Genomic DNA, 19727 nt, shown 5'->3' with positions numbered 1-19727 from the left:
TCTCACAGGGCATTCATCAAATTATTACTCTTTCTTTCTAAAGGTTAAGAGACCGGCTAGAAAAGCAAGGAAGCCACCTAAAAGTGCCAGTAGGGAAGTGCTTGTTCCCGTTTTTGGCAAGGTTTTTTCTGTTTGGCTAGCCGCTTCTTTTACTTCTGAAGCCTGAGGTTTTTGCCCATCCAAGGATATAGCCTGAAGCTGAGCATTGGCTACAGAAGGGGTAGACAGCTGCTCTTTTTGAGCTGCTGGAGCTTGGGATTTTTCTTCCTGAGCTGGGTTCACTTTTCGAAGTCGCAAAATAGTCGCTGTGAGCGGAGCTAGGGCTAAACCATTGCTGTTTCTGGTGACACCTACCGGGTCAGAAATGGCTGTCACTCCTGCGGTATTGCCGTCTGCCACAACCTCTGCACCTGCTAGATGCTTGTAGACTTCACCAAAGTTGAATTGTCGTTCCTTGGTGTCCGCATTGACAAAAACAGCATAAATATCACCATTCGACGCAACCACTTGGTAACCGAGAACAAGGTCTTCTTTCTCAACACCATCCTTGCCAGGCTGGGTGATGAGGGTCACATTTTGCTCCACTTCATCTTTGGAGCTGCGGGTAAAGGCATCCGTTGATTTCCGCAAGGCAATCAAGCCTTTCATATAGGCACGACTCTTGGCATTTTCATGGAACTTCTCCGAATCAGTCGCCTTGGTCCAGTCAAAGTGGTTGACCGCGTCACTCGAATCATAAGAATCATGAATGAAGTACGGATAGTCAAACGGAGTGCCGTCCTCATTGGTTAACAAATGCGCTTTGTTTGGAACCTTGTCTTCAGAGACCGGATATTTATAGTCGGGATCGCGGAATTGCTTGGTCCGGCCGTACTCTTGACCAGAGTGGATAAATGGTGTCCCTTGTGAAGTCAGAATCATCAGATTTCCCAGACGCAGGCGGCGATGAATCTCCTGATAGTTGGCAGCCACTGCTGGGTCTTTCTTAATCGACTGGGCAATGATATCAAAGAGCGTCAGATTATCATGGGCTGCGATGTATTGGATCACATCCCCTGGGCTATCCGCCTCAAAATTGGTTGGCTGCGCCTTGATGTTTTTGAAGACATTTTCTACACTGCGCTTGCCACCGGTGATAAAGGCTGGTGTTCCCTCATTTGGATAACCTGATTTCAAGGTATTGCGAATATCATCTGAGAAGACCGCTACCGTGTCTGTTGACTTCATCCAAGATTGGTCAGCCGGCTGGACAGCTTTATTTTCATCACCTGTATAGGTCTTCCAGCCCTCACCCAGCATAATGAGATTTGGATTCAGCTTCTTGGCTTCTTCAAAGGCTTTTTGGATGGACTCAGCATCGTGGTCCCCCATCATATCAAAGCGGAAGCCATCTACCTTGTACTGCTCTGTCAGGTACTTGATCGAATCAACCAAGACCCGTCTGCTCATATAGTGAGTAGTCCCCAAGCGGCCGCCACCAAAGCTGGTTCTCGGTGTGCCATCCGCATCCATAAAGTGGTAGTAATTGGGCTCCAAATCCTCAAAGATAGAGGTCTTAGCCGTATGATTATAGACCACGTCCATGATAACACCCATGCCATGCTTATGAATTTCATTGACAAGGTTTTTGAATTCCTCAATGCGCTTGGCTGGATCTGTCGGTGCGCTAGAGTACATACCTGTCAGCGAGAAGTAGTTTTGCGGATCATAGCCCCAGTTATAGTTGCTGTTGCTGGAAGCGTACTTGTCCATGCGCTCAGCATTTTTAAGCTCATTTACAAAATAATAACTTAGAACTGGCAAGAGCTGAACATGGGTCACTCCCAAGTCTTTCAAATAATCTAATTTCTCAATGAAAGCTGAGAAGGTTCCAAATTGAGATTTCAAATTCTTTGAGATAGCTGGATCAGAGGTAAAGTCACGAACATGCGCCTCATAAATCAAGGCATCTTCCCGCTTCTTAAAGTTCGGTATAGTAGCATAGGTCAGGTCTTTCGGTCCATATTCACTTGGATCTACAAAGGCTGCCTTGGCAATCTTGTAGGCATCCCCCTTGTCCGCATCTTCACTGTTCCAAGCAGCTAAAGACTTGGCATAAGGATCCAGCACAAGAACTTTTTTGCCGCCGCGAGTAATTTCATAATGATAGAAATAGCCACGATAGTCAGAAATCCCCAGGCCGCTCTCAGGCGTTAAGCTGCTGGTCCATGTGCCAGACTCCCCTTTCTGCATAGCCAAGCGTCCAATAACCTTGTTCTGATCTTCTTTGTCATAGACCACCAAATCAACTTGGTCCGCACTTGGTGACCAGAAAGTTAGGTCCACTTGTTTGCCCGCCTGAGAAACACGCGCTCCCAACTCACCATCATACTTGTAAATACTATCCTTCAGCTGCCAGTTCATGCTGGTTTTGAACTGATCATTGCCATATTTGATAAGGTAAGGTGACTGGGCTTGGTTAAAATCACCGATGAATTTGGCGCTTTTAGTCTTAGGATCCAGAACCACATCTTTAACAACGACTTCATTGCCATCTTTGTCTGTAATCTTTAAGTTCTTTAAAATGTCCTCTTTTTTAGCACTCTCTAGGGTAGAAAAACTAGTCTCAATCTCGGTCAAGCCAATATGCTGGGCTCCCGTCATACGAATATCATTGACAAAGTAAGGGTTGGTATAAACTGTCGGATCCGCATCACGCAAGAAAATTTGGCTGTTTTTCTCCAAATTCGTGAAATTATAATCCTGATTTTGAATCTTCACATCATCTCCTGATTTGCTTTCGTCTAAAAGTAAGAAGCCAATCGTCTTTGCAGCATCTTTCAAGGGAACATCTACATAGCGACCATATTTCCCAGTATTTTCAAAATCCACTCCGTCAGGCCAATTCTTGCTCGGGTTTTGGACATCTCCCCAGAGCCAGAGCGACTTCTTATCATACTGCCCATCTGTACGATAGTAGTTGATTCGAACCATCCTTTTTTTCAAAGGCTCATAAGTATGAGGTTGATAGTCTGTGTCAAACCAAACCTCATTCATCTGAGGACTGAGCAATTCTACTGTCCTGTCACCTGTAATATTTTGCCCTGCTGTATTATTGATGAGAAGACTAATCTTGCTTCTTTTCTCAGCCATTTTAACATCAAGGTAATAGCCATAGTCATCTTCTTTGGCAGTCGCAAAGCTAGTCGCTCCGGTCGGCCAACCGCCCTTTTGGCTAGAAGGCGTCTCAACATCGTCCCAAGTCCACAAGCCCAAGCTGTCTAGATTTTGTGAAGGCAGGGTTTTGAAATGAAAGCGAATATTGCCCTCTTCGATAGTATCTTTTGCCGAAGCTTGCGGCTGACTAACGGGTTCTTGCTTGTCTTTTTCACTTGGATTCGCAGTTTCTTGACCTGATGCTGAACCTGCACTAGCTGGAGCTTGATCTGCTAGCACACCAGTTGGAGCAGCCTGCTCTGAAGCCCCCGCTCCTGAATTATCTGCCTCTCCAGTTTTTTCTTCATCTACTGACTTAGGTTGGGCTGCCGCATTTGCATCAGAGACTGCTTCTGTTGCTGGGCTGGTAGCTGTGCTCGCCTCATCCGCTCGGACTAATTGGGCATTTCCCAGTAGGAAACCTGAGGCAATGACAACAGATGCTACTCCTACTTTTAAACGACGGATGCCAAAATAATGACGCTTTTCGCCCATCCGAGACTGTAGGTGATCGTTATTTTTCATAAACAGAAAACTCCTTTATTTTTTCTTATAGAGAACATCTATGCAAACGTTTTCTGTATTTATTATACCGATTCTTTTTCAAGTTGTAAAGGCTTTCAAGAAGAGTTTTTCTCACTCAGATACTTCACGCTCTCTGTGCGGAATTTGATGATTAGGTTGAGCTATTTCTGGTTTAAACGAGCTTTGACAGTCATGCCCCACCTTAAAAACGGATGACTTGTACACAACATTTCCCTTATCACTAGGTCTAAATGCAGACTTATTTTGCTAAAATTAAAAAAATCCGAGATCAACTCAGAGAAAATCAAAAACTGATTTTCAAAGAGTATCATCTCGGATTTTTTGTTATCTTTCTGGCTCGCAATGAGACTGTATAGTAAAAACAAACATAGAGAACGATTACGAAAGCTAGCAGAGCTTCTGCATGACTTAGCCAAACAAGCCAGTTCCAACCTAGATAATCAAGTCCCAGTTTCAGGGCAAAAGCTGTATTAACAAGAGGAAAGGTCAAGGCTGACCAGCTAAGCTGAGGCCCCAGTCGGAAAATACGAGGTAAAAGGCATAGAACCAGGAGATAAAAGGCCTGCGATAAGAGGAGCAGCAAGGCAACAAACCAACCTTCAGCATCAGAACCAGCTAAACGAATATAGCTTCCCAGCAGGAGCGAGAAAGGTGCACAGTAAATGGCCCACTGCGGCTTTAAAGTATCTGGCAGCCTTTGTGCCCGCCTAGCCTTGTAAAACAAGGGATAGAGAATCAAACTCAGTAGCAGAGCAAAAAACCAAGTCAAATAGCCTAAAAGCGGCTGATGAACTACACCCTGGGTCAAGCTTGCCATGGCCAATCCAACATAGAGAACCGTCCAGCTCGGGGTCAAAGATAATCCCTCGGTCTTAAATACAAACTTCCAAGTAAAGATAGCTATTAGAAAAACATGCAGCAGCAAGGCCAAGTACCAAAGCAACTGGCTCACCAAAAACAAGCCAAGCTTACTTAGGTAAGAAGCTAAGAGCATACTAGCCATAGGATAAGTCGCAAAGCTCGATAAGAAAGGTGGCTTTTGCAAATCCTGCCGATAGTCTGCAAATGACAGCACTAAAGCCAGTGTCAGATAAAACCAAAGTATCAAAGCTAGACCATTCAAGAAGTGGAAAAAGATAGAATGGTAGTTCAGTAACAGATTAGCTAAGCCAAATAGGCCAAGAATCAACCCAGATAAAAGAATGGGCGGTCGTTTGCTGTTCACGAAGCAACTCCTTTATAGTAATGTTTTGAAGTTCCTTTTCAATGACAGTCAAACCTTTATTTACCATCATTTCTATGAAACTTCTAAAATATGCCGCAGCTGGACTGCACTCGGTGAGACAATGGGAAGAAAAGCTCCTTCGTTCCAACGGCGGATAAAGCCAGAAGTCGAATTACTCAAATATCCTCTACCTCCACTAGCCTGCAACTCCAAGAGCAGACTTTGGGCTACCACATCAACTATATCAATTCGCAGCTGGAAGAGCTCCTTAGGACGCTCAACAAAATAACCAGGTTGGAGGAGACCTCTATAGAGCTGATCCTGGATTTCAGTCAGAGCAGCCACTTGCTCCTCCCACTCCTCTCTCAAAATGGAGCGAACTGACAGATTGGCTTCGACCTCTGCTAAAGACTTCTCTGCTAGGCCAAGAGCCAGACCAAACTGATAACCTAGAAAAGCTGGGCGATTTTCTGCCAAAAAGGCCTGTGCATCTTGAGCGAGAATCCATTCCTTTTGCAAAGGCACATGATTAAAGGTCAGGGCAGCTGTATTTCCCCCTTGCAAGGATACAAACTCTAAATCCGCTGAACGAGAGAAATTCTCTGCGTCAGATGGCACAGCCAGAACCAGCGGCTGGTGACCCCCGTCTTCGAAACCAGCAACAAATATGCTGAGGAAGCGATCCGCGCGAGCATTGGTTACCCAAGGCAGACGCCCCTTGAGGTAAAGCTTCCCGTCTTCCTCTACAATAGAGACATTTAACTCTTCTAAGTCCGACAGGAATTTGACAGCATTGGACAGGGCTGTCGCACCTGCATATTCCCCTGACAAGAGCCCTTCCAAATAGTGGTCTCTAAAGTAGGGATTAGGAGATTTTAAAATGTTATCAATAAAGGTCCTTTGCCCCCAAGAGATAAAGGAAGCAGTCAAAGAATGGTGAGCCAGCTCCTTGAGCACTTCAATCACATCGGTATCATTGCCACCTCGGCCTCCCAGCTCTTCTGGAACGCCAACCCTAAAGGCTCCTTCAGCGGCGATACGCTCAATCAGTTGGTTACCCGCTGCACAGGATTCTTTGTCAATTTGGTCAGCGTGATCATCCAACCAGTTGATAAACTCTTCTGAAAAAAATGTCATTTGCCACCTCCTCAAAGACTAGGCATAAGGCTGTAATTCCGGATTAATTGGAGTGTTGGCCAGATTATTGGCATAATTACAGAGGGTTGCAAGGCTAACACCTAGAACCACATCCAGGGCATTCTCATGCGTATAGCCCGCTTCTAGGAAATCTGCCAAGGCTTCATCTCCGACCCGTCCCTTGGTATTGATGACAGCAATGGTAAATTTAGCAAGCGTATCTAGCTTCGGATCTGTATCAATCGGAGTACGATTGCGCAGAGCTTCCAAAAGATCATCATTCATTTGAATCTGCTTGATTGAAAAAGCTGTATGACCCGCTACACAGAAAGCACAGCCATTAGTAACTGCAGCTGTTATCTGCACTACTTCACGCTCAGTCGGTGTCAGGCTGTTACGGCGATTGATAGCTCCAACCGTCCGATATGTTTCCAAAGCTGTTGGCGCATTGGCCAAAAGACCGATAAGATTGGGAATGTAGCCACCGTTATCTTTTTGAACAGTTTCCAGGACTTCTTTTACCTCAGCTGGTGCGGACTCAATCGTGTGGATAGTAAATTCTGACATATGAAACCTCATTTCTTTTAATTAGAAACTATCTTAACATAGGACCAATAGCTTGTATAATATATATTTTATATAAGTCCTATAAAGAGAATATAATGCGATTTTTCAAACCAAAATATATTACCCTTGTAAGGTAGCTCCACATCAATTTCAAACAAGAATCCGATACGAGAAAAAGAAGCCTTTTGGCTTCGATTTTTTAATATTTCCTGAATCGCTGATAGCGATTTTCCAGTAATTGCTCCAAGGGAAGCTGAGACAGACTATCCAACTCAGCAGCGATTTCTTCTTTCACTGCAGCCAGTAATTCATGGTTGTTAAAGCCTCTTTCAGGAATGACCTTATCCACCACTTCCATCTGCAAGAGCTCATGTGAAGTAATTTTCATCAGCTCTGCCGCTTCCATAGCGCGACTGCCGTCTTTCCAGAGGATAGAAGCAAAGCCTTCCGGACTGAGAACTGCATACATAGAGTTTTCCAGCATCCAGACCTTATCTGCTACAGCCAAAGCCAAGGCTCCGCCTGAGCCACCTTCACCAATGATGATGGCAATAATCGGTACTTTGAGATTGCTCATTTCCATCAAGTTACGGGCAATAGCTTCCCCTTGGCCACGCTCCTCAGCACCGACACCAGGATAAGCACCTGCCGTATTGATAAAGGTTACCACAGGACGGCCAAATTTTTCCGCCTGCTTCATGAGGCGTAGGGCCTTGCGGTAGCCTTCTGGATGCGGCTGTCCAAAATTACGGCGCAGATTGTCTTGCAAATTGCGACCCTTTTGAATACCGACCACCGTCACAGGCTGACCCTTTAGCGTCCCGATACCGCCAATCACTGCACCATCATCTCGAAAAGAGCGATCTCCATGCAGCTCGACGAAGTTATCAAAAATTCCTTGTGCAAAATCCAGCGCAGTCAAACGAGCCTGATCACGCGCTTCTTTAATAATCCGAGTGATTTTTGTCATGCTTGACCTCCATGGAAAGCTAATAAAGTAGCAAGTGTATCTCTCATATCAGCACGCTTGACGATGGCATCCACAAAACCATGCTCCATGAGAAATTCGGCCTTTTGAAAATCATCTGGCAGCTTCTCACGAACCGTGGACTCAATAACTCGACGCCCAGCAAATCCAACCAGAGCCTGTGTTTCAGCCAGAATAATATCACCTTCCATAGCGAAAGAGGCTGTGACACCGCCAGTTGTCGGATCTGTCAAGACGGTCAGATAGAAGAGACCTGCTGCAGAGTGACGTTGTACCGCCGCAGAGACCTTAGCCATCTGCATCAAGCTCATAATGCCCTCCTGCATGCGGGCACCGCCAGAAGCCGTAAACAGAACGACTGGCAATTTATGCTCTGTCGCATACTCAAAGAGACGGGTAATCTTTTCACCCACAACTGTCCCCATAGAAGCCATGATAAAGTTCGAATCCATGATTCCAAGAGCCGTTTTATGCCCCTTGATGCTAGCTGTTCCAGTCAGAACCGCCTCATCCAACCCTGTCTTCTCGCGGGTAAGTACTAATTTCTCCTGATAGTTAGGGAAGTTCAGAGGATCCTTGGTTTCAATTCCAGTGAACATCTCCTCAAAACTGTTCTCATCCACAGTTAGATTTAAGCGCTCATGAGCAGAAATACGGAAATTATAGCCACAGTTAGGACACACACTGTCATTTCCAAGATCTTTTTGGTAAATGGTATGCTTACAACCTGGGCATTTCGAAAAGAGTTCGTCTGGTACCTCAGGCTTTGCTTGAGGCTTTTCCCGACTCGCTCGATTAGGATTGATACGGATATATTTATCCTTCTTTGAAAACAAAGCCATCGTTTACGTCTTCTCCTTTTCAAGATTTTATACTCAGGCACATCAAACAGCAAGAGCCGCCGTCTTTTTAGTTTACAGAGCAGCTCTTACATGTCTCATCTATTGTTTCTCTTGATAAGCCGGAAGGAACTTCTCCATGAGAAAGGCTGTGTCATAATCACCAGCAATTACATTGGGATCTGAGATTAAGTCCAATTGGAAGCCACTATTGGTCACAACACCATCAATTTCTAGTTCATAGAGTGCACGTTGCATCTTCATGAGAGCATCGAAGCGATTTTCTCCGTGAACAATTATCTTCGCAATCATGCTATCGTAGTAAGGCGGGATGGTATAGCCAGGATAGACGGCTGAATCCACGCGCAGTCCCACTCCACCACTTGGCAGATAAACATTTGAAATCTTACCTGGACTCGGTGCAAAGTTAAAGGCTGGATTTTCAGCATTGATCCGACACTCAATCGCATGCCCTCGGATTTCAACATCATCCTGACTGAAGGACAGCTCTTGACCGTTTGCAATCTTGATTTGCTCTTTTACAATATCCACACCGGTAACAAACTCGGTGACTGGATGCTCAACCTGCACCCGAGTGTTCATCTCCATAAAGTAGAATTCACCCTTGGCTTCATCAAGCAGAAACTCAATCGTTCCAGCATTTTCATAGCCGACAGATTGAGCAGCCCGAACAGCTGCTTCACCAATCTGCTGACGCAAGGTTTTCCCAATTGCCACAGATGGACTTTCTTCAAGCACTTTCTGATTATTACGCTGCAAAGAGCAATCCCGCTCGCCCAAGTGGACCACATGCCCCTGCTGATCTGCCAAAATCTGCACTTCAATATGGCGCGCTGGATAAATGACTCGCTCCATATACATGGCACCATTACCAAAGGCCGCTTTGGCTTCGCTAGACGCAGACTCAAAGGCCGCTACTAAATCCTCAGCCTTTTCAACCTTACGAATGCCCTTGCCGCCGCCGCCAGCAGAAGCTTTAAGCATGACTGGATAACCAATCTTTTCGGCGACTTCCAAAGCTTCTTCAGAGGTATGAACTTCTCCATCAGAGCCTGGGATAACTGGCACTTTCGCCTTAATCATCTGAGCCCGAGCATTAATCTTGTCCCCCATCATGTCCATAACAGCACCTGAAGGCCCAATAAACTTAATGCCGACCTCTTCGCACATGGTCGCAAATTTAGAGTTTTCACTCAAAAAACCAAAACCAGGATGAATGGCTTCTGCACCTGTCAGAACAGCAGCAGACAGGACTGCGTTCATATTCAGATAAGAATCTGTGGACTTGGCTGGACCGATACAGACAGCCTCATCAGCCAGTAGGGTATGGAGTGCTTCCTTGTCAGCTGTTGAATAAACAGCTACCGTATCAATTCCCAACTCGCGAGCTGCACGAATAATTCTGACCGCAATTTCCCCACGGTTAGCAATTAAAATTTTACGAAACATGGTGAAAGCTCCTTTTATCTACTGGCCAATCGCAAAGGTCAAGGTACCGCTGGCCGCCAGTTTTCCATCAACTTCTGCTTTCGCCTCTACAACCGCAATGGTTCCGCGGCGCTTGACAAACTTAGCTGTCATAATCAGCTGGTCACCTGGTACAACTTGCTTTTTGAACTTGACCTTGTCCATGCCAGCATAGAAGACCAGTTTGCCCTTATTTTCTTCTTTGGACAATTCCAACACGCCGGCTGTTTGAGCCAGAGCTTCCATGATTAAGACACCTGGCATAACAGGATATTGAGGAAAATGTCCGTTAAAGAAAGGCTCATTGACTGTCACATTTTTCAGAGCGACAATCTCATCTTCGCTAACTTCCAATACGCGATCTACCAAAAGCATCGGATAGCGGTGCGGAAGTGCTTCTTTTATTGCATTGATATCAATCATTTGATGCGTACCAGCCCTTTCCCAAATTCAACCATTTCTTCATTCTGAACTAGAATTTCTGTAACCAGGCCATCTTTAGGTGCTGGAACTTCATTCATGACCTTCATTGCTTCAATAATCATCAGGGTTTGACCTTTTTTAACTTGGTCTCCAACAGATACAAACGGTGGCTTGTCTGGACCAGCTGCTAAGTAAGCCACACCAACCAAAGGACTTTCTACAACATCACCTTCAGCAGCAGGTGCCGGAGCTGCTGACGCTGTTTCAGGCTCTGCAGACGGAGCTGGTTGAGGAGTTGGCTCAATCACAGGCGCACTCGCAGCCTGCAAAGGTGCAGCAATTGGAGCAGCGCTGGCTGTTGGAACTGCAGCCTGACCTTCATTCTTACTAAAAGTCAGCTCATCGCTCTGATTTTTGTAAGAAAACTCACGCAGACTAGACTGGTCAAACTGCGCCATTAAATCTTTAATTTCGTTGATATTCATAGGTTTTTAAGCCTCCCAGCGTTTAAAGGCAAGAACTGCATTGTGGCCGCCAAAGCCAAATGTATTGGAAATCGCATAAGGGATTTCCTGTTCCTTACCTTGACCGTAAATAACGTTGGCTTCAATATAGTCTGGCAGCTCTGTTGTACCAGCTGTTTTTGGCACATAGCTATGACGCATTGCTTCAATCGTCGCAATAGCCTCAACCGCGCCCGCTGCACCGAGCAGATGTCCTGTAAAGGATTTAGTAGAAGACACCGCTACATCTTTACCAAAGACAGAAACAATGGCTCCGCTTTCGCCTTTTTCGTTAGCAGGAGTTGATGTACCATGAGCATTGACATAAGCTACATCTTTTGGTTCAATTTCAGCTTCTTCAACTGCCTGTTTAATAGCCTTGATAGCACCCAAACCTTCTGGATGCGGAGAAGTCATATGGTAAGCGTCACAAGTATGACCGTATCCTACTACCTCAGCCAAGATAGTAGCTCCGCGCTTCTCAGCATGTTCCAAGCTTTCCAGAACCAGCATACCAGAACCTTCGCCCATGACAAAGCCATTGCGGTCCTTGTCAAAAGGAATAGAAGCACGCTTAGGATCTTCTGTGGTAGAAAGAGCAGTCAGAGCTTGGAAACCAGCAATCGCAAATGGCGTAATAGAAGCTTCTGAACCACCGACCAGCATCACATCTTGATAACCGAATTTAATCGAGCGGAAAGCTTCACCAATCGCATCGTTAGCTGAGGCACAAGCTGTATTGACAGACTTACAGATACCATTGGCTCCAAAGCGCATAGCCACATTTCCCGCCCCCATATTTGGCAAGGCTTTTGGCAAGGTCAAAGGTTTGATACGTTTAGGGCCTTTTTCATGCAAACGAACAACCTGCTCTTCAATTTCCTGAATCCCACCGATACCTGAAGCCACAATGACACCAAAGCGATCCTTATCCAACGCATCTACATCTAAGTGAGCATTGTTGACCGCTTCCTGGGAAGCATAAATTGCATAAAGTGTGTAATTATCATAACGATTGGTATCCTTTTTGACAAAGTATTTATCAAAAGGGAAATCCTGAATTTCCGCCGCATTGTGAACACTGTATTCACTATGATCAAATTTAGTAATTGGACCGATTCCAATATTGCCTTCTTTTAAATTATTCCAGAATTCTTCTGGAGTATTGCCGATAGGTGAAGTTAAACCGTATCCTGTTACAACAACTCGATTAAGTTTCATATTGAGCTCCTTTATTTAGATGAATCAACTGATTTTCTACTCGTTATTATTCAAAAATTGTGACTTACTGCATAGTAAAGCCGCCATCAATCGTGATGACTTGACCTGTTAGATATTCTTGACCCGCCAAAAAGAGTGCAACATCTGCAACTTCTTCTGGAGTACCAAAACGCTTCATTGGAATGAGTGCCAGAGACGCCGCCTTTACTTTTTCTGGAAGTACATCTGTCATATCAGATGCGATAAAGCCAGGGGCAATACAGTTGACACGGATATTACGCGCTGCTACCTCACGGGCAACTGATTTAGAAAAACCAATCAGACCAGCCTTAGAAGCTGAATAGTTAGCCTGACCGATATTTCCAGCTAAACCAACGACACTCGATAGGTTGATAATAGCACCCTGACGAGCTTTTGTCATCGGTTTCAGGACTGATTGTGTCATATTGAATGTTCCAGTCAAGTTCACTTTCAGCACCTGCTCAAAATCTTCTTCCGTCATTTTCAGCATGAGCTTATCACGTGTAATACCAGCGTTATTGACCAATACATCCACAGACCCCAGAGCCGCAACAGCTTCTTCCACTATCCGCTGAGCATCCGCAGATTTAGACACATCCCCAATAACAGCTACGACTTTACCAGAATAGCCGGCAAATTCAGCCAAAATATCATCAGAAATCCCGCTTAGTCCGTTTAAGATAACATTGGCTCCGACACTGGCAAATTTATGCGCAATTGCCAGCCCAATCCCACGAGCGGACCCTGTAATTAACACATTCTTGTTTTGTAATTCCATGATGATTCCTCATTATTTTTCTAGAAGAGCATTCAAACTTTCTACATCTTCAACTTGGCGTACATCCGCAGATTTATCAATTTTCTTAATAAAACCAGATAGGACTTTGCCAGGACCGATTTCGATAAATTCAGTCATACCTGCTTCCTGCATTTTAGCAATGCTGTCATAAAAACGTACTGGCTCCATTACCTGACGAGTCAAAAGCTCTTTGACTCTTTCTTTTTCCATCACAGTTGCTTCAGTATTTCCGACTAATGGCCGTACAAAATCTGAAAATTCAACTGTTTCCAAGACTTCTGCCAATCGTTCGCTGGCTGGCTTTAAAAGCGCCGTATGGAAAGGTCCGGATACATTGAGCGGAATTAAGCGCTTGACACCGGCATCTTTCAAAAGCTCCACAGCCTTGTCCACCGCTGCGACTTCTCCCCCAATAACAATCTGACTAGGCGTATTATAGTTAGCTGGTGAGACTACACCAATAGCGCTTGCTTCCTGACAGACTGCTTCAATGAGAGAAACCTCTGCATTTAAAACAGCGACCATTTTTCCAGAGCCAGCTGGAGCAGCCTCTTCCATGAAGCTACCGCGCTTAGCAACCAAGGCCACTGCAGTCTTAAAATCAAGGGCGCCCGCAGCCACCAAAGCAGAATATTCTCCAAGCGAGAGACCTGCTACCATATCAGGCTCGATTCCCTTATCAGCCAAGAGCCGATAAATAGCTACTGAAGTTGTTAAAATAGCCGGTTGCGTGTAGCGAGTTTGATTGAGCTTTTCCTCATCTTGATCGATTAAAGATCGGACATCATAGCCTAGAACATGGCTAGCCTCATCAAAAGTTGACCGCACAAGCTCATACTGATCATAAAGCTCACGCCCCATTCCAAGGTACTGCGCTCCCTGACCGGCAAAGAGAAAGGCTCTTTTAGTCATTTCTAGTTACTCCTGCCCAACGTTTTGCTTCCTGCTGAATCTTCTCAGCAGCACCATAGTAGATATCTTTGAGGATTTCTTCGACTGTTTCTTCCTTACTGATTAAACCAGCAATTTGACCAGACATGACGGAACCATTTTCCACATCTCCGCGAACAACCGCATTGGCCAAAGCACCAGCTCCAAGATTTTCAAAAACAGTCAAATCTGGATTTTCTTGCTTGAAGGCTTCTTTTTCTGCCTTTTCGAAATCACGCGTCAGCTTATTCTTGATAGCACGAACCGCATGACCGAAATGCTGGGCAGAGATAGTTGTATCAATATCGCGAGCCTTCAAAATCATGTTCTTATAGTTCTGATGAGCATTGGATTCCTTAGCAACGACAAAGCGAGTTCCGACCTGAACGGCCTCCGCTCCCAGCATAAATCCAGCTGCAGCCCCAGAACCATCAGCAATACCACCAGCAGCAATAACCGGAATGCTAACTGCTTCTGCAACCTGACGAACCAAGGACATGGTCGTCAATTTTCCGATGTGGCCACCGGCTTCCATACCTTCTGCAATGACTGCATCCGCACCGATTTTTTCCATCCGCTTAGCCAAGGCCACACTTGGCACAACAGGGATAACTGTAATCCCCGCTTCATGGAAACGAGCCATGTGCTTGCTTGGATTACCCGCACCAGTCGTTACTACTTTTACTCCCTCTTCAATGACGAGATCCACAATGTCGTCTGCAAAAGGAGACAGGAGCATGATATTAACACCAAAAGGACGGTCTGTTAAGGACTTAATCTTGTCAATATTAGCTTTTACCACTTCCTTAGGTGCATTTCCGCCACCAATGATACCAAGACCGCCAGCTTTTGAAACTGCACCAGCCAAGTCACCGTCAGCAACCCAGGCCATTCCGCCTTGGAAAATAGGGTAATCAATGTTCAATAATTCTGTAATACGTGTTTGCATAATACCTTCCTTTTATCATTGCTTAAGTAATAGCTTGATTTCAAACTACCACACGCTAGATGTATTTTCTTTACTTTGACAGTCAAACTATTACCTAAACAAGAGAGAATATCTTTCGATACTCTCAGTTACTTGCTTATTTAGTTTTTTCTTCTACATAAGCAACCAAATCACCAACTGTGTTCAAACCTTCTTCAGTTTCGATTTGGATGTCAAATGCATCTTCAATTTCTGAAATCACTTGGAATAAGTCCAATGAATCTGCTTCAAGATCATCGAAAGTTGACTCAAGAGTAACTTCTGATGGCTCTTTGCCAAGTTCTTCAACGATAATTTCTTGTACTTTTTCAAATACTGCCATGGATAGACTCCTTTAAAAATAAAATATTTTTTATCATGTGTTTCCACTTGATTAACTAAATTGTAACAATAAGCGTGCCCCATGTCAAACCTCCACCGAAACCTGACATCAAAATTGTCTGATTTCCGTTCAGTTTGATTAGTCCTTGCTCGACACACTCAGATAATAAAATCGGGATGCTAGCTGCACTAGTATTGCCATATTCCATCATGTTAGCCGGAAGTTTCTCCCGAGCAACACCAAGCTTCTTAGCCATTTTATCCAAAATACGGATATTGGCCTGATGCAGCAACAAAAAATCCAAATCTTCCGCTGAAAGCTGACTGCTTTCGATAGTTTCTTTGATAGAACGAGCAACATCTCGAATAGCAAAGTCAAAAATGGCTCGACCGTCCATTGTCAGATAAGGCTGATTCTCACCTTTTTCAGAAAAAGGTGAAGCCAAACCGATTTTTCCACAGGTCAGACTATCTCCGCGTGATCCGTCCGTAAACTGACTTTCTGCCAAAAAATGCTGTTCTGAAGCACTTTCCAACAGGACACCGCCAGCACCATCTCCAAAGAGAACAGCCGTTGAACGATCCGACCAATCTACTGTCTTAGAGAGCGTCTCACTTCCTATGACTAGACCTTTTTGATAACGGCCTGAAGAAATAAATTTTTCCCCAGTAGATAGGGCAAAGATAAAGCCACTGCAGGCCGCCGTCAGATCAAAGGCAAATGCATTTTTAGCCCCAATATTGGCCTGTACTCTCGCAGCAGCTGAAGGCATTAAAGAATCCGGCGTAATAGTGGCAACAATGATAAAGTCCAGGTCCTGAGCAGAAATTCCTGACTTTTGCAGCAAATTCTCTGCTACTTTTGTAGCTAAATCACTGGTCGTTTCATCTGACGATAAATGGCGGTTTTTAATCCCAGTTCGACTTGAAATCCACTCATCACTGGTATCCATAATCTCGGCTAGATCATCATTGCTGACAACCTGACGGGGAGCATAATGAGCCACCTGGCTAATCTTAGCATAGTTCATTATTTCAAATCCTCTAGGAAACTATATAAATTTTGCAGGCCCTTTTGCATCACTTGTCTCTCTTCTGGACTCATCCCATCCACTACTTGCATGACCATGCGGTTGTGGAATCGCTTGTGGAGACGATACAAAAGCCGCCCATTCTTTGTCAAATTTAGATGCACCACACGACGGTCAACTTCCGACCGACGCCGCTCAATATACCCCTTACGCTCCAGATTATTCAAACTGGTCGTAACAGTCCCCAAGGTAACCATCAATTCTCGTGATATATCACTTGGAGTAGCATTTGGGGTTGTGCCGATGACATCTATCGTATGCATTTCCTTAATGGAGACGTCGTTGAAGCGACTGCTTCTTAGGCTCGATTCTTCAATAACCAAGACATTATTGAAAATAGACGTTAAGTAATCATTTACTAACTGAAAATTCAAAACCAACCCTCCTTAAGAAAATACTTTGACAATCAAATTTTATCAGATAGAAAAGTAATTTGCAAGCTTTTTTGAAAATTAATTTGATTTTCAAATATTTTTGTAAACAACTTGCAAAATAAGCAACCTTGAACCGATACATTATTTACCAGTGAAGTTTGGACGACGCTTCTCAGAGTAAGCCCGAACCCCTTCTTTGAAATCCTCTGTAAAAGCCAACGATTTCTGCAGTTCCAACTCTAGCTCTGCATACTCAGACCAACCACTAAACAGACTCTTCCAGACCATTTCTTTCATTGCTCTGTATGAATTCAGAGAGCCTCGTTTCAGTTTCTTCAGTAACTGTTCCGTTGTTTTTTCCAATTTCTCTGTTTCACAGACTTTATAAAGCAAGCCGTAATCCAGAGCTTTCTCTGCAGTCAGAGCTTCCCCAGTCATAACCAGATGGGTCGCCCGAGTTACCCCGATAGCACGAGTCAGTAAGAAAAGACCACCAGCATCTGGCGCCAGACCAACACCGACAAAGGCCTGAATGAAGCGAGATTTTTCAGTGGCAATGCAGAAATCTGCTGCAACGACCATATTAGCAGCCGCACCAGCAACTGGGCCATCAACACTCATGATGACAGGCTTAGGAAGACGTTTCATAGCAAAAGAAATATCGTTCACCAGTTCTGCGATTTTCACCAAGGATTGGACATCATCATCACTGACAGCTCTCTGCATCTCAGCCAAATCCCCGCCCACTGAAAAAACCTTACCATTTGCATTGATAACTAAAAATTTGACGGACTCATCCTTAGCAGCAAGTTCAATAGCCTCTAAAATTTCCTCACACATAGGAATATTAAAGCCATTTGAAACTTCAGGACGATTGAAAGTAATCGTTGCTACCTCATCTGCTACGTGATAGAGAATTCCATTAAATGTCATTTCAGCTCCATTCCCGACCCGATTTCAAATCAGCCGTTTTGTTTTATTCTTAAATAATTTGATATTCAAATTATAAACAACTTATATTTTATCATAAAATATAAAAGAAAGGAAATAAAAAATGGGAAAAATTAGATGGTCTTCAAATTTAAAGTGTAAAAGCAATATTATGGATAAAAATAGTATAAAAACAGTGTTTGAATAATTTTCAGAATTTTGTTATAATTTTTAAAATAAGATAGGAGAACCTATGAAAGTTGTAAAATTTGGCGGAAGTTCACTGGCTTCTGCGACTCAATTAGAAAAAGTTTTGAATATTGTCAAATCTGATCCTGAACGTCGGTTTGTTGTAGTATCAGCGCCAGGAAAACGACACGATGACGATATCAAAGTAACCGATGCTCTGATTAAATACTACCGAGAGTACATAGCAGGAAATGATGTCACACCAAATCAACAGTGGATTATCAATCGCTATGCAGATATGGTGGCAGAACTTGGTTTGAAACCAAAAGTTCTGGAGAAAATTTCCAAAAGCATCACAAGCCTTGCAACTTTGCCAATTGAAGATAATGCATTTCTTTATGATACTTTTCTTGCTGCAGGAGAAAACAACAATGCCAAATTAATTGCAGCTTATTTCAGTCAAAATGGCGTTCCAGCTAGCTATGTACATCCGAGAGAAGCAGGACTCGTCGTTTCCAGTGAGCCAGGTAATGCTCGAATTCTCCCTTCCAGCTATGATAAGATTGAAGAACTCAACAATTCTGATGAAGTTCTAGTTATTCCTGGTTTCTTTGGTGTAACTCAAGATGGACAAATCTGCACTTTCTCTCGCGGGGGTTCTGATATTACGGGCTCTATCATTGCTGCGGGAGTCAAAGCAGATGTTTATGAGAACTTTACTGATGTTGACGGAATCTTTGCCGCCCATCCTGGCATCGTTCACAAACCACATTCCATTCCTGAGCTAACCTATCGGGAAATGCGTGAATTAGCTTATGCAGGCTTTACAGTTCTCCATGATGAAGCTCTGCTTCCAGCTTACCGTGGCAAAATTCCGCTGGTTATTAAAAATACCAACAATCCAGAACATCCTGGAACACAAATTGTTCATAAACACAGTAAAGACCATCTTCCTGTCGTTGGCATTGCTGGAGATGCAGGATTTGTCAGCATTAACATGTCCAAGTACCTGATGAACAGAGAAATCGGCTTTGGTAGACGTGTCCTTCAAATTCTAGAAGACCTGAATATTGGTTGGGAGCACATGCCTACAGGAATTGATGACCTTTCCATTATCTTGCGCGAGCGCGAATTAACTCCTATCAAAGAGGAAGAAATTCTTCGCCAACTTGTCCAAAAAGCAGAGGTTGATCATGCAGAAATTGAACACGACCTTTCCATTATCATGATTGTCGGCGAAAAAATGAAAAGTCATATTGGTGTAACTGCCACTGCAACCAAAGCTCTTTCAGAAAATAACATCAATATTCAAATGATGTCCCAAGGCTCAAGCGAAGTATCCATCATGTTTGTTGTTGAAAAAAATCAAGAAAAAGCTGCCATTCGCGCGCTTTACCGAGCTTTCTTTGAACCCCAAACACAGGAGTAAGACCAGACTTAGGAAGCATTTTTATCAAACAAACCCTAATGAAAAAAGCAGAAACTAGTCTCAGACTAACTTCTGCTTTTTTCATTCAACTATAAAGAATACAAAGTCAAACTTTAGCATACACTAAATACTAATAGAAGTTTCATAGCTCATCAATAATACTATAGAATTCCTTATCTTCATCTCCAGTATATCCTATCAGTAAAAATATAAAAAAGAGGTAAAAATGTACTGACCCCAAAAAGTTAGACAAATAATTTAAGTGAAGGATTTAGTTCTGTATTGTACAGGACTAAGTCCTTTTAGTTTGACTTCGATTCGTTTGTTGTTGTAGTAATCAATATAGTCTACAATAGCTTGTTCCAGTTGTTTAAGTGACTGAAACGTCTTCTCATAACCGTAAAACATCTCAGATTTAAGAATGCCAAAGAAGGACTCCATCATGCCGTTGTCTGGGCTGTTGCCTTTGCGTGACATGGATGGCTGAATTCCCTTACTCTCTAGAAAGCGATGATAAGAATCA

Annotated in this window: 19 protein-coding genes; 1 reads left to right on the top strand and 18 read right to left on the bottom strand. The window is 43.8% G+C overall.

What is annotated here, in order from left to right; all coding sequences use genetic code 11:
- Window positions 1-24 precede the first annotated feature (24 nt).
- From K1I80_RS04585 to K1I80_RS04505, 17 genes are all read right to left on the bottom strand, one after another.
- The gene (locus K1I80_RS04585) at window positions 25-3720 is read right to left on the bottom strand and encodes a pullulanase (protein ID WP_223313132.1); all 3696 of its coding nucleotides are present in this window, start codon (window positions 3718-3720) and stop codon (window positions 25-27) included.
- A 328-nt stretch (window positions 3721-4048) separates the two neighbouring features.
- Window positions 4049-4966: a TDT family transporter gene (locus K1I80_RS04580; RefSeq protein ID WP_223313131.1), complete on the bottom strand. Its 918-nt coding sequence runs from the start codon at window positions 4964-4966 to the stop codon at window positions 4049-4051.
- Window positions 4967-5038: 72 nt separating this feature from the next.
- The gene (locus K1I80_RS04575) at window positions 5039-6103 is read right to left on the bottom strand and encodes an acyl-CoA dehydrogenase family protein (RefSeq protein ID WP_223313130.1); all 1065 of its coding nucleotides are present in this window, start codon (window positions 6101-6103) and stop codon (window positions 5039-5041) included.
- Between the two features lie 18 nt (window positions 6104-6121).
- Entirely contained in the window at window positions 6122-6670 is a 549-nt protein-coding gene (locus K1I80_RS04570) for a carboxymuconolactone decarboxylase family protein (protein WP_009659051.1), read from the bottom strand.
- Window positions 6671-6869: 199 nt separating this feature from the next.
- Entirely contained in the window at window positions 6870-7640 is a 771-nt protein-coding gene (locus tag K1I80_RS04565) for an acetyl-CoA carboxylase carboxyl transferase subunit alpha (protein WP_002901173.1), read from the bottom strand.
- A complete protein-coding gene (accD, locus tag K1I80_RS04560; protein ID WP_223313129.1) occupies window positions 7637-8500 on the bottom strand; it encodes an acetyl-CoA carboxylase, carboxyltransferase subunit beta in 864 nt (287 codons plus the stop codon). The genes K1I80_RS04565 and accD overlap by 4 nt, the downstream gene beginning before the upstream one ends.
- Before the next feature lie 99 nt (window positions 8501-8599).
- A complete protein-coding gene (locus K1I80_RS04555) occupies window positions 8600-9967 on the bottom strand; it encodes an acetyl-CoA carboxylase biotin carboxylase subunit (protein WP_002893598.1) in 1368 nt (455 codons plus the stop codon).
- An 18-nt stretch (window positions 9968-9985) separates the two neighbouring features.
- Window positions 9986-10408 (bottom strand): 3-hydroxyacyl-ACP dehydratase FabZ, encoded by a 423-nt coding sequence (fabZ, locus tag K1I80_RS04550; protein WP_002896886.1) that lies wholly within the window; start codon window positions 10406-10408, stop codon window positions 9986-9988.
- Window positions 10405-10893, bottom strand: coding sequence for an acetyl-CoA carboxylase biotin carboxyl carrier protein (accB, locus tag K1I80_RS04545; RefSeq protein ID WP_223313128.1), 489 nt, complete (start codon window positions 10891-10893; stop codon window positions 10405-10407). The genes fabZ and accB overlap by 4 nt, the downstream gene beginning before the upstream one ends.
- Before the next feature lie 6 nt (window positions 10894-10899).
- Window positions 10900-12132: a beta-ketoacyl-ACP synthase II gene (gene fabF / locus K1I80_RS04540; RefSeq protein ID WP_002893606.1), complete on the bottom strand. Its 1233-nt coding sequence runs from the start codon at window positions 12130-12132 to the stop codon at window positions 10900-10902.
- 64 nt (window positions 12133-12196) lie between these two features.
- The gene (gene fabG, locus K1I80_RS04535; protein ID WP_223313127.1) at window positions 12197-12931 is read right to left on the bottom strand and encodes a 3-oxoacyl-[acyl-carrier-protein] reductase; all 735 of its coding nucleotides are present in this window, start codon (window positions 12929-12931) and stop codon (window positions 12197-12199) included.
- A 12-nt stretch (window positions 12932-12943) separates the two neighbouring features.
- Window positions 12944-13864, bottom strand: coding sequence for an ACP S-malonyltransferase (gene fabD, locus K1I80_RS04530; protein WP_223312566.1), 921 nt, complete (start codon window positions 13862-13864; stop codon window positions 12944-12946).
- Window positions 13857-14831, bottom strand: coding sequence for an enoyl-[acyl-carrier-protein] reductase FabK (gene fabK, locus K1I80_RS04525; protein ID WP_002893610.1), 975 nt, complete (start codon window positions 14829-14831; stop codon window positions 13857-13859). Before fabK ends, fabD begins: the two co-directional genes overlap by 8 nt.
- Before the next feature lie 136 nt (window positions 14832-14967).
- Window positions 14968-15192 carry an acyl carrier protein gene (locus tag K1I80_RS04520; RefSeq protein WP_002893611.1) on the bottom strand — a complete coding sequence of 75 codons (225 nt, stop codon included), beginning with the start codon at window positions 15190-15192 and terminating at the stop codon, window positions 14968-14970.
- Between the two features lie 55 nt (window positions 15193-15247).
- Window positions 15248-16222: a beta-ketoacyl-ACP synthase III gene (locus tag K1I80_RS04515; RefSeq protein ID WP_223312565.1), complete on the bottom strand. Its 975-nt coding sequence runs from the start codon at window positions 16220-16222 to the stop codon at window positions 15248-15250.
- Complete coding sequence (gene fabT / locus K1I80_RS04510) at window positions 16222-16656, bottom strand: fatty acid biosynthesis transcriptional regulator FabT (protein ID WP_002901186.1); 435 nt, start codon at window positions 16654-16656, stop codon at window positions 16222-16224. The genes K1I80_RS04515 and fabT overlap by 1 nt, the downstream gene beginning before the upstream one ends.
- 141 nt (window positions 16657-16797) lie before the next feature.
- Window positions 16798-17589 (bottom strand): enoyl-CoA hydratase, encoded by a 792-nt coding sequence (locus K1I80_RS04505; protein ID WP_002893616.1) that lies wholly within the window; start codon window positions 17587-17589, stop codon window positions 16798-16800.
- A gap of 250 nt (window positions 17590-17839) precedes the next feature.
- On the opposite strand from K1I80_RS04505, the gene K1I80_RS04500 reads away from it, so the two are divergent.
- Complete coding sequence (locus tag K1I80_RS04500; protein WP_223313126.1) at window positions 17840-19204, top strand: aspartate kinase; 1365 nt, start codon at window positions 17840-17842, stop codon at window positions 19202-19204.
- Between the two features lie 258 nt (window positions 19205-19462).
- On the opposite strand, the gene K1I80_RS04495 is transcribed toward K1I80_RS04500, so the two are convergent.
- A partial coding sequence (locus K1I80_RS04495; RefSeq protein ID WP_223313125.1) for an IS3 family transposase occupies window positions 19463-19727 on the bottom strand: 265 nt, incomplete at its 5' end.

The organism is Streptococcus sanguinis (assembly GCF_019929225.1).
Taxonomy (GTDB): Bacteria; Bacillota; Bacilli; order Lactobacillales; family Streptococcaceae; genus Streptococcus; species Streptococcus sanguinis_J.
This window is presented reverse-complemented; position numbering and strand designations above follow the sequence as displayed.

Coding starts and splice junctions, on each gene's coding strand:
- K1I80_RS04585 (WP_223313132.1), bottom strand. CDS start 3,720: ATGAAAAATAACGATCACCTACAGTCTCGGATGGGCGAAAAGCGTCAT.
- K1I80_RS04575 (WP_223313130.1), bottom strand. CDS start 6,103: ATGACATTTTTTTCAGAAGAGTTTATCAACTGGTTGGATGATCACGCT.
- K1I80_RS04570 (WP_009659051.1), bottom strand. CDS start 6,670: ATGTCAGAATTTACTATCCACACGATTGAGTCCGCACCAGCTGAGGTA.
- K1I80_RS04565 (WP_002901173.1), bottom strand. CDS start 7,640: ATGACAAAAATCACTCGGATTATTAAAGAAGCGCGTGATCAGGCTCGT.
- accD (WP_223313129.1), bottom strand. CDS start 8,500: ATGGCTTTGTTTTCAAAGAAGGATAAATATATCCGTATCAATCCTAAT.
- K1I80_RS04555 (WP_002893598.1), bottom strand. CDS start 9,967: ATGTTTCGTAAAATTTTAATTGCTAACCGTGGGGAAATTGCGGTCAGA.
- fabZ (WP_002896886.1), bottom strand. CDS start 10,408: ATGATTGATATCAATGCAATAAAAGAAGCACTTCCGCACCGCTATCCG.
- accB (WP_223313128.1), bottom strand. CDS start 10,893: ATGAATATCAACGAAATTAAAGATTTAATGGCGCAGTTTGACCAGTCT.
- fabF (WP_002893606.1), bottom strand. CDS start 12,132: ATGAAACTTAATCGAGTTGTTGTAACAGGATACGGTTTAACTTCACCT.
- fabG (WP_223313127.1), bottom strand. CDS start 12,931: ATGGAATTACAAAACAAGAATGTGTTAATTACAGGGTCCGCTCGTGGG.
- fabD (WP_223312566.1), bottom strand. CDS start 13,864: ATGACTAAAAGAGCCTTTCTCTTTGCCGGTCAGGGAGCGCAGTACCTT.
- fabK (WP_002893610.1), bottom strand. CDS start 14,831: ATGCAAACACGTATTACAGAATTATTGAACATTGATTACCCTATTTTC.
- K1I80_RS04520 (WP_002893611.1), bottom strand. CDS start 15,192: ATGGCAGTATTTGAAAAAGTACAAGAAATTATCGTTGAAGAACTTGGC.
- K1I80_RS04515 (WP_223312565.1), bottom strand. CDS start 16,222: ATGAACTATGCTAAGATTAGCCAGGTGGCTCATTATGCTCCCCGTCAG.
- K1I80_RS04505 (WP_002893616.1), bottom strand. CDS start 17,589: ATGACATTTAATGGAATTCTCTATCACGTAGCAGATGAGGTAGCAACG.
- K1I80_RS04500 (WP_223313126.1), top strand. CDS start 17,840: ATGAAAGTTGTAAAATTTGGCGGAAGTTCACTGGCTTCTGCGACTCAA.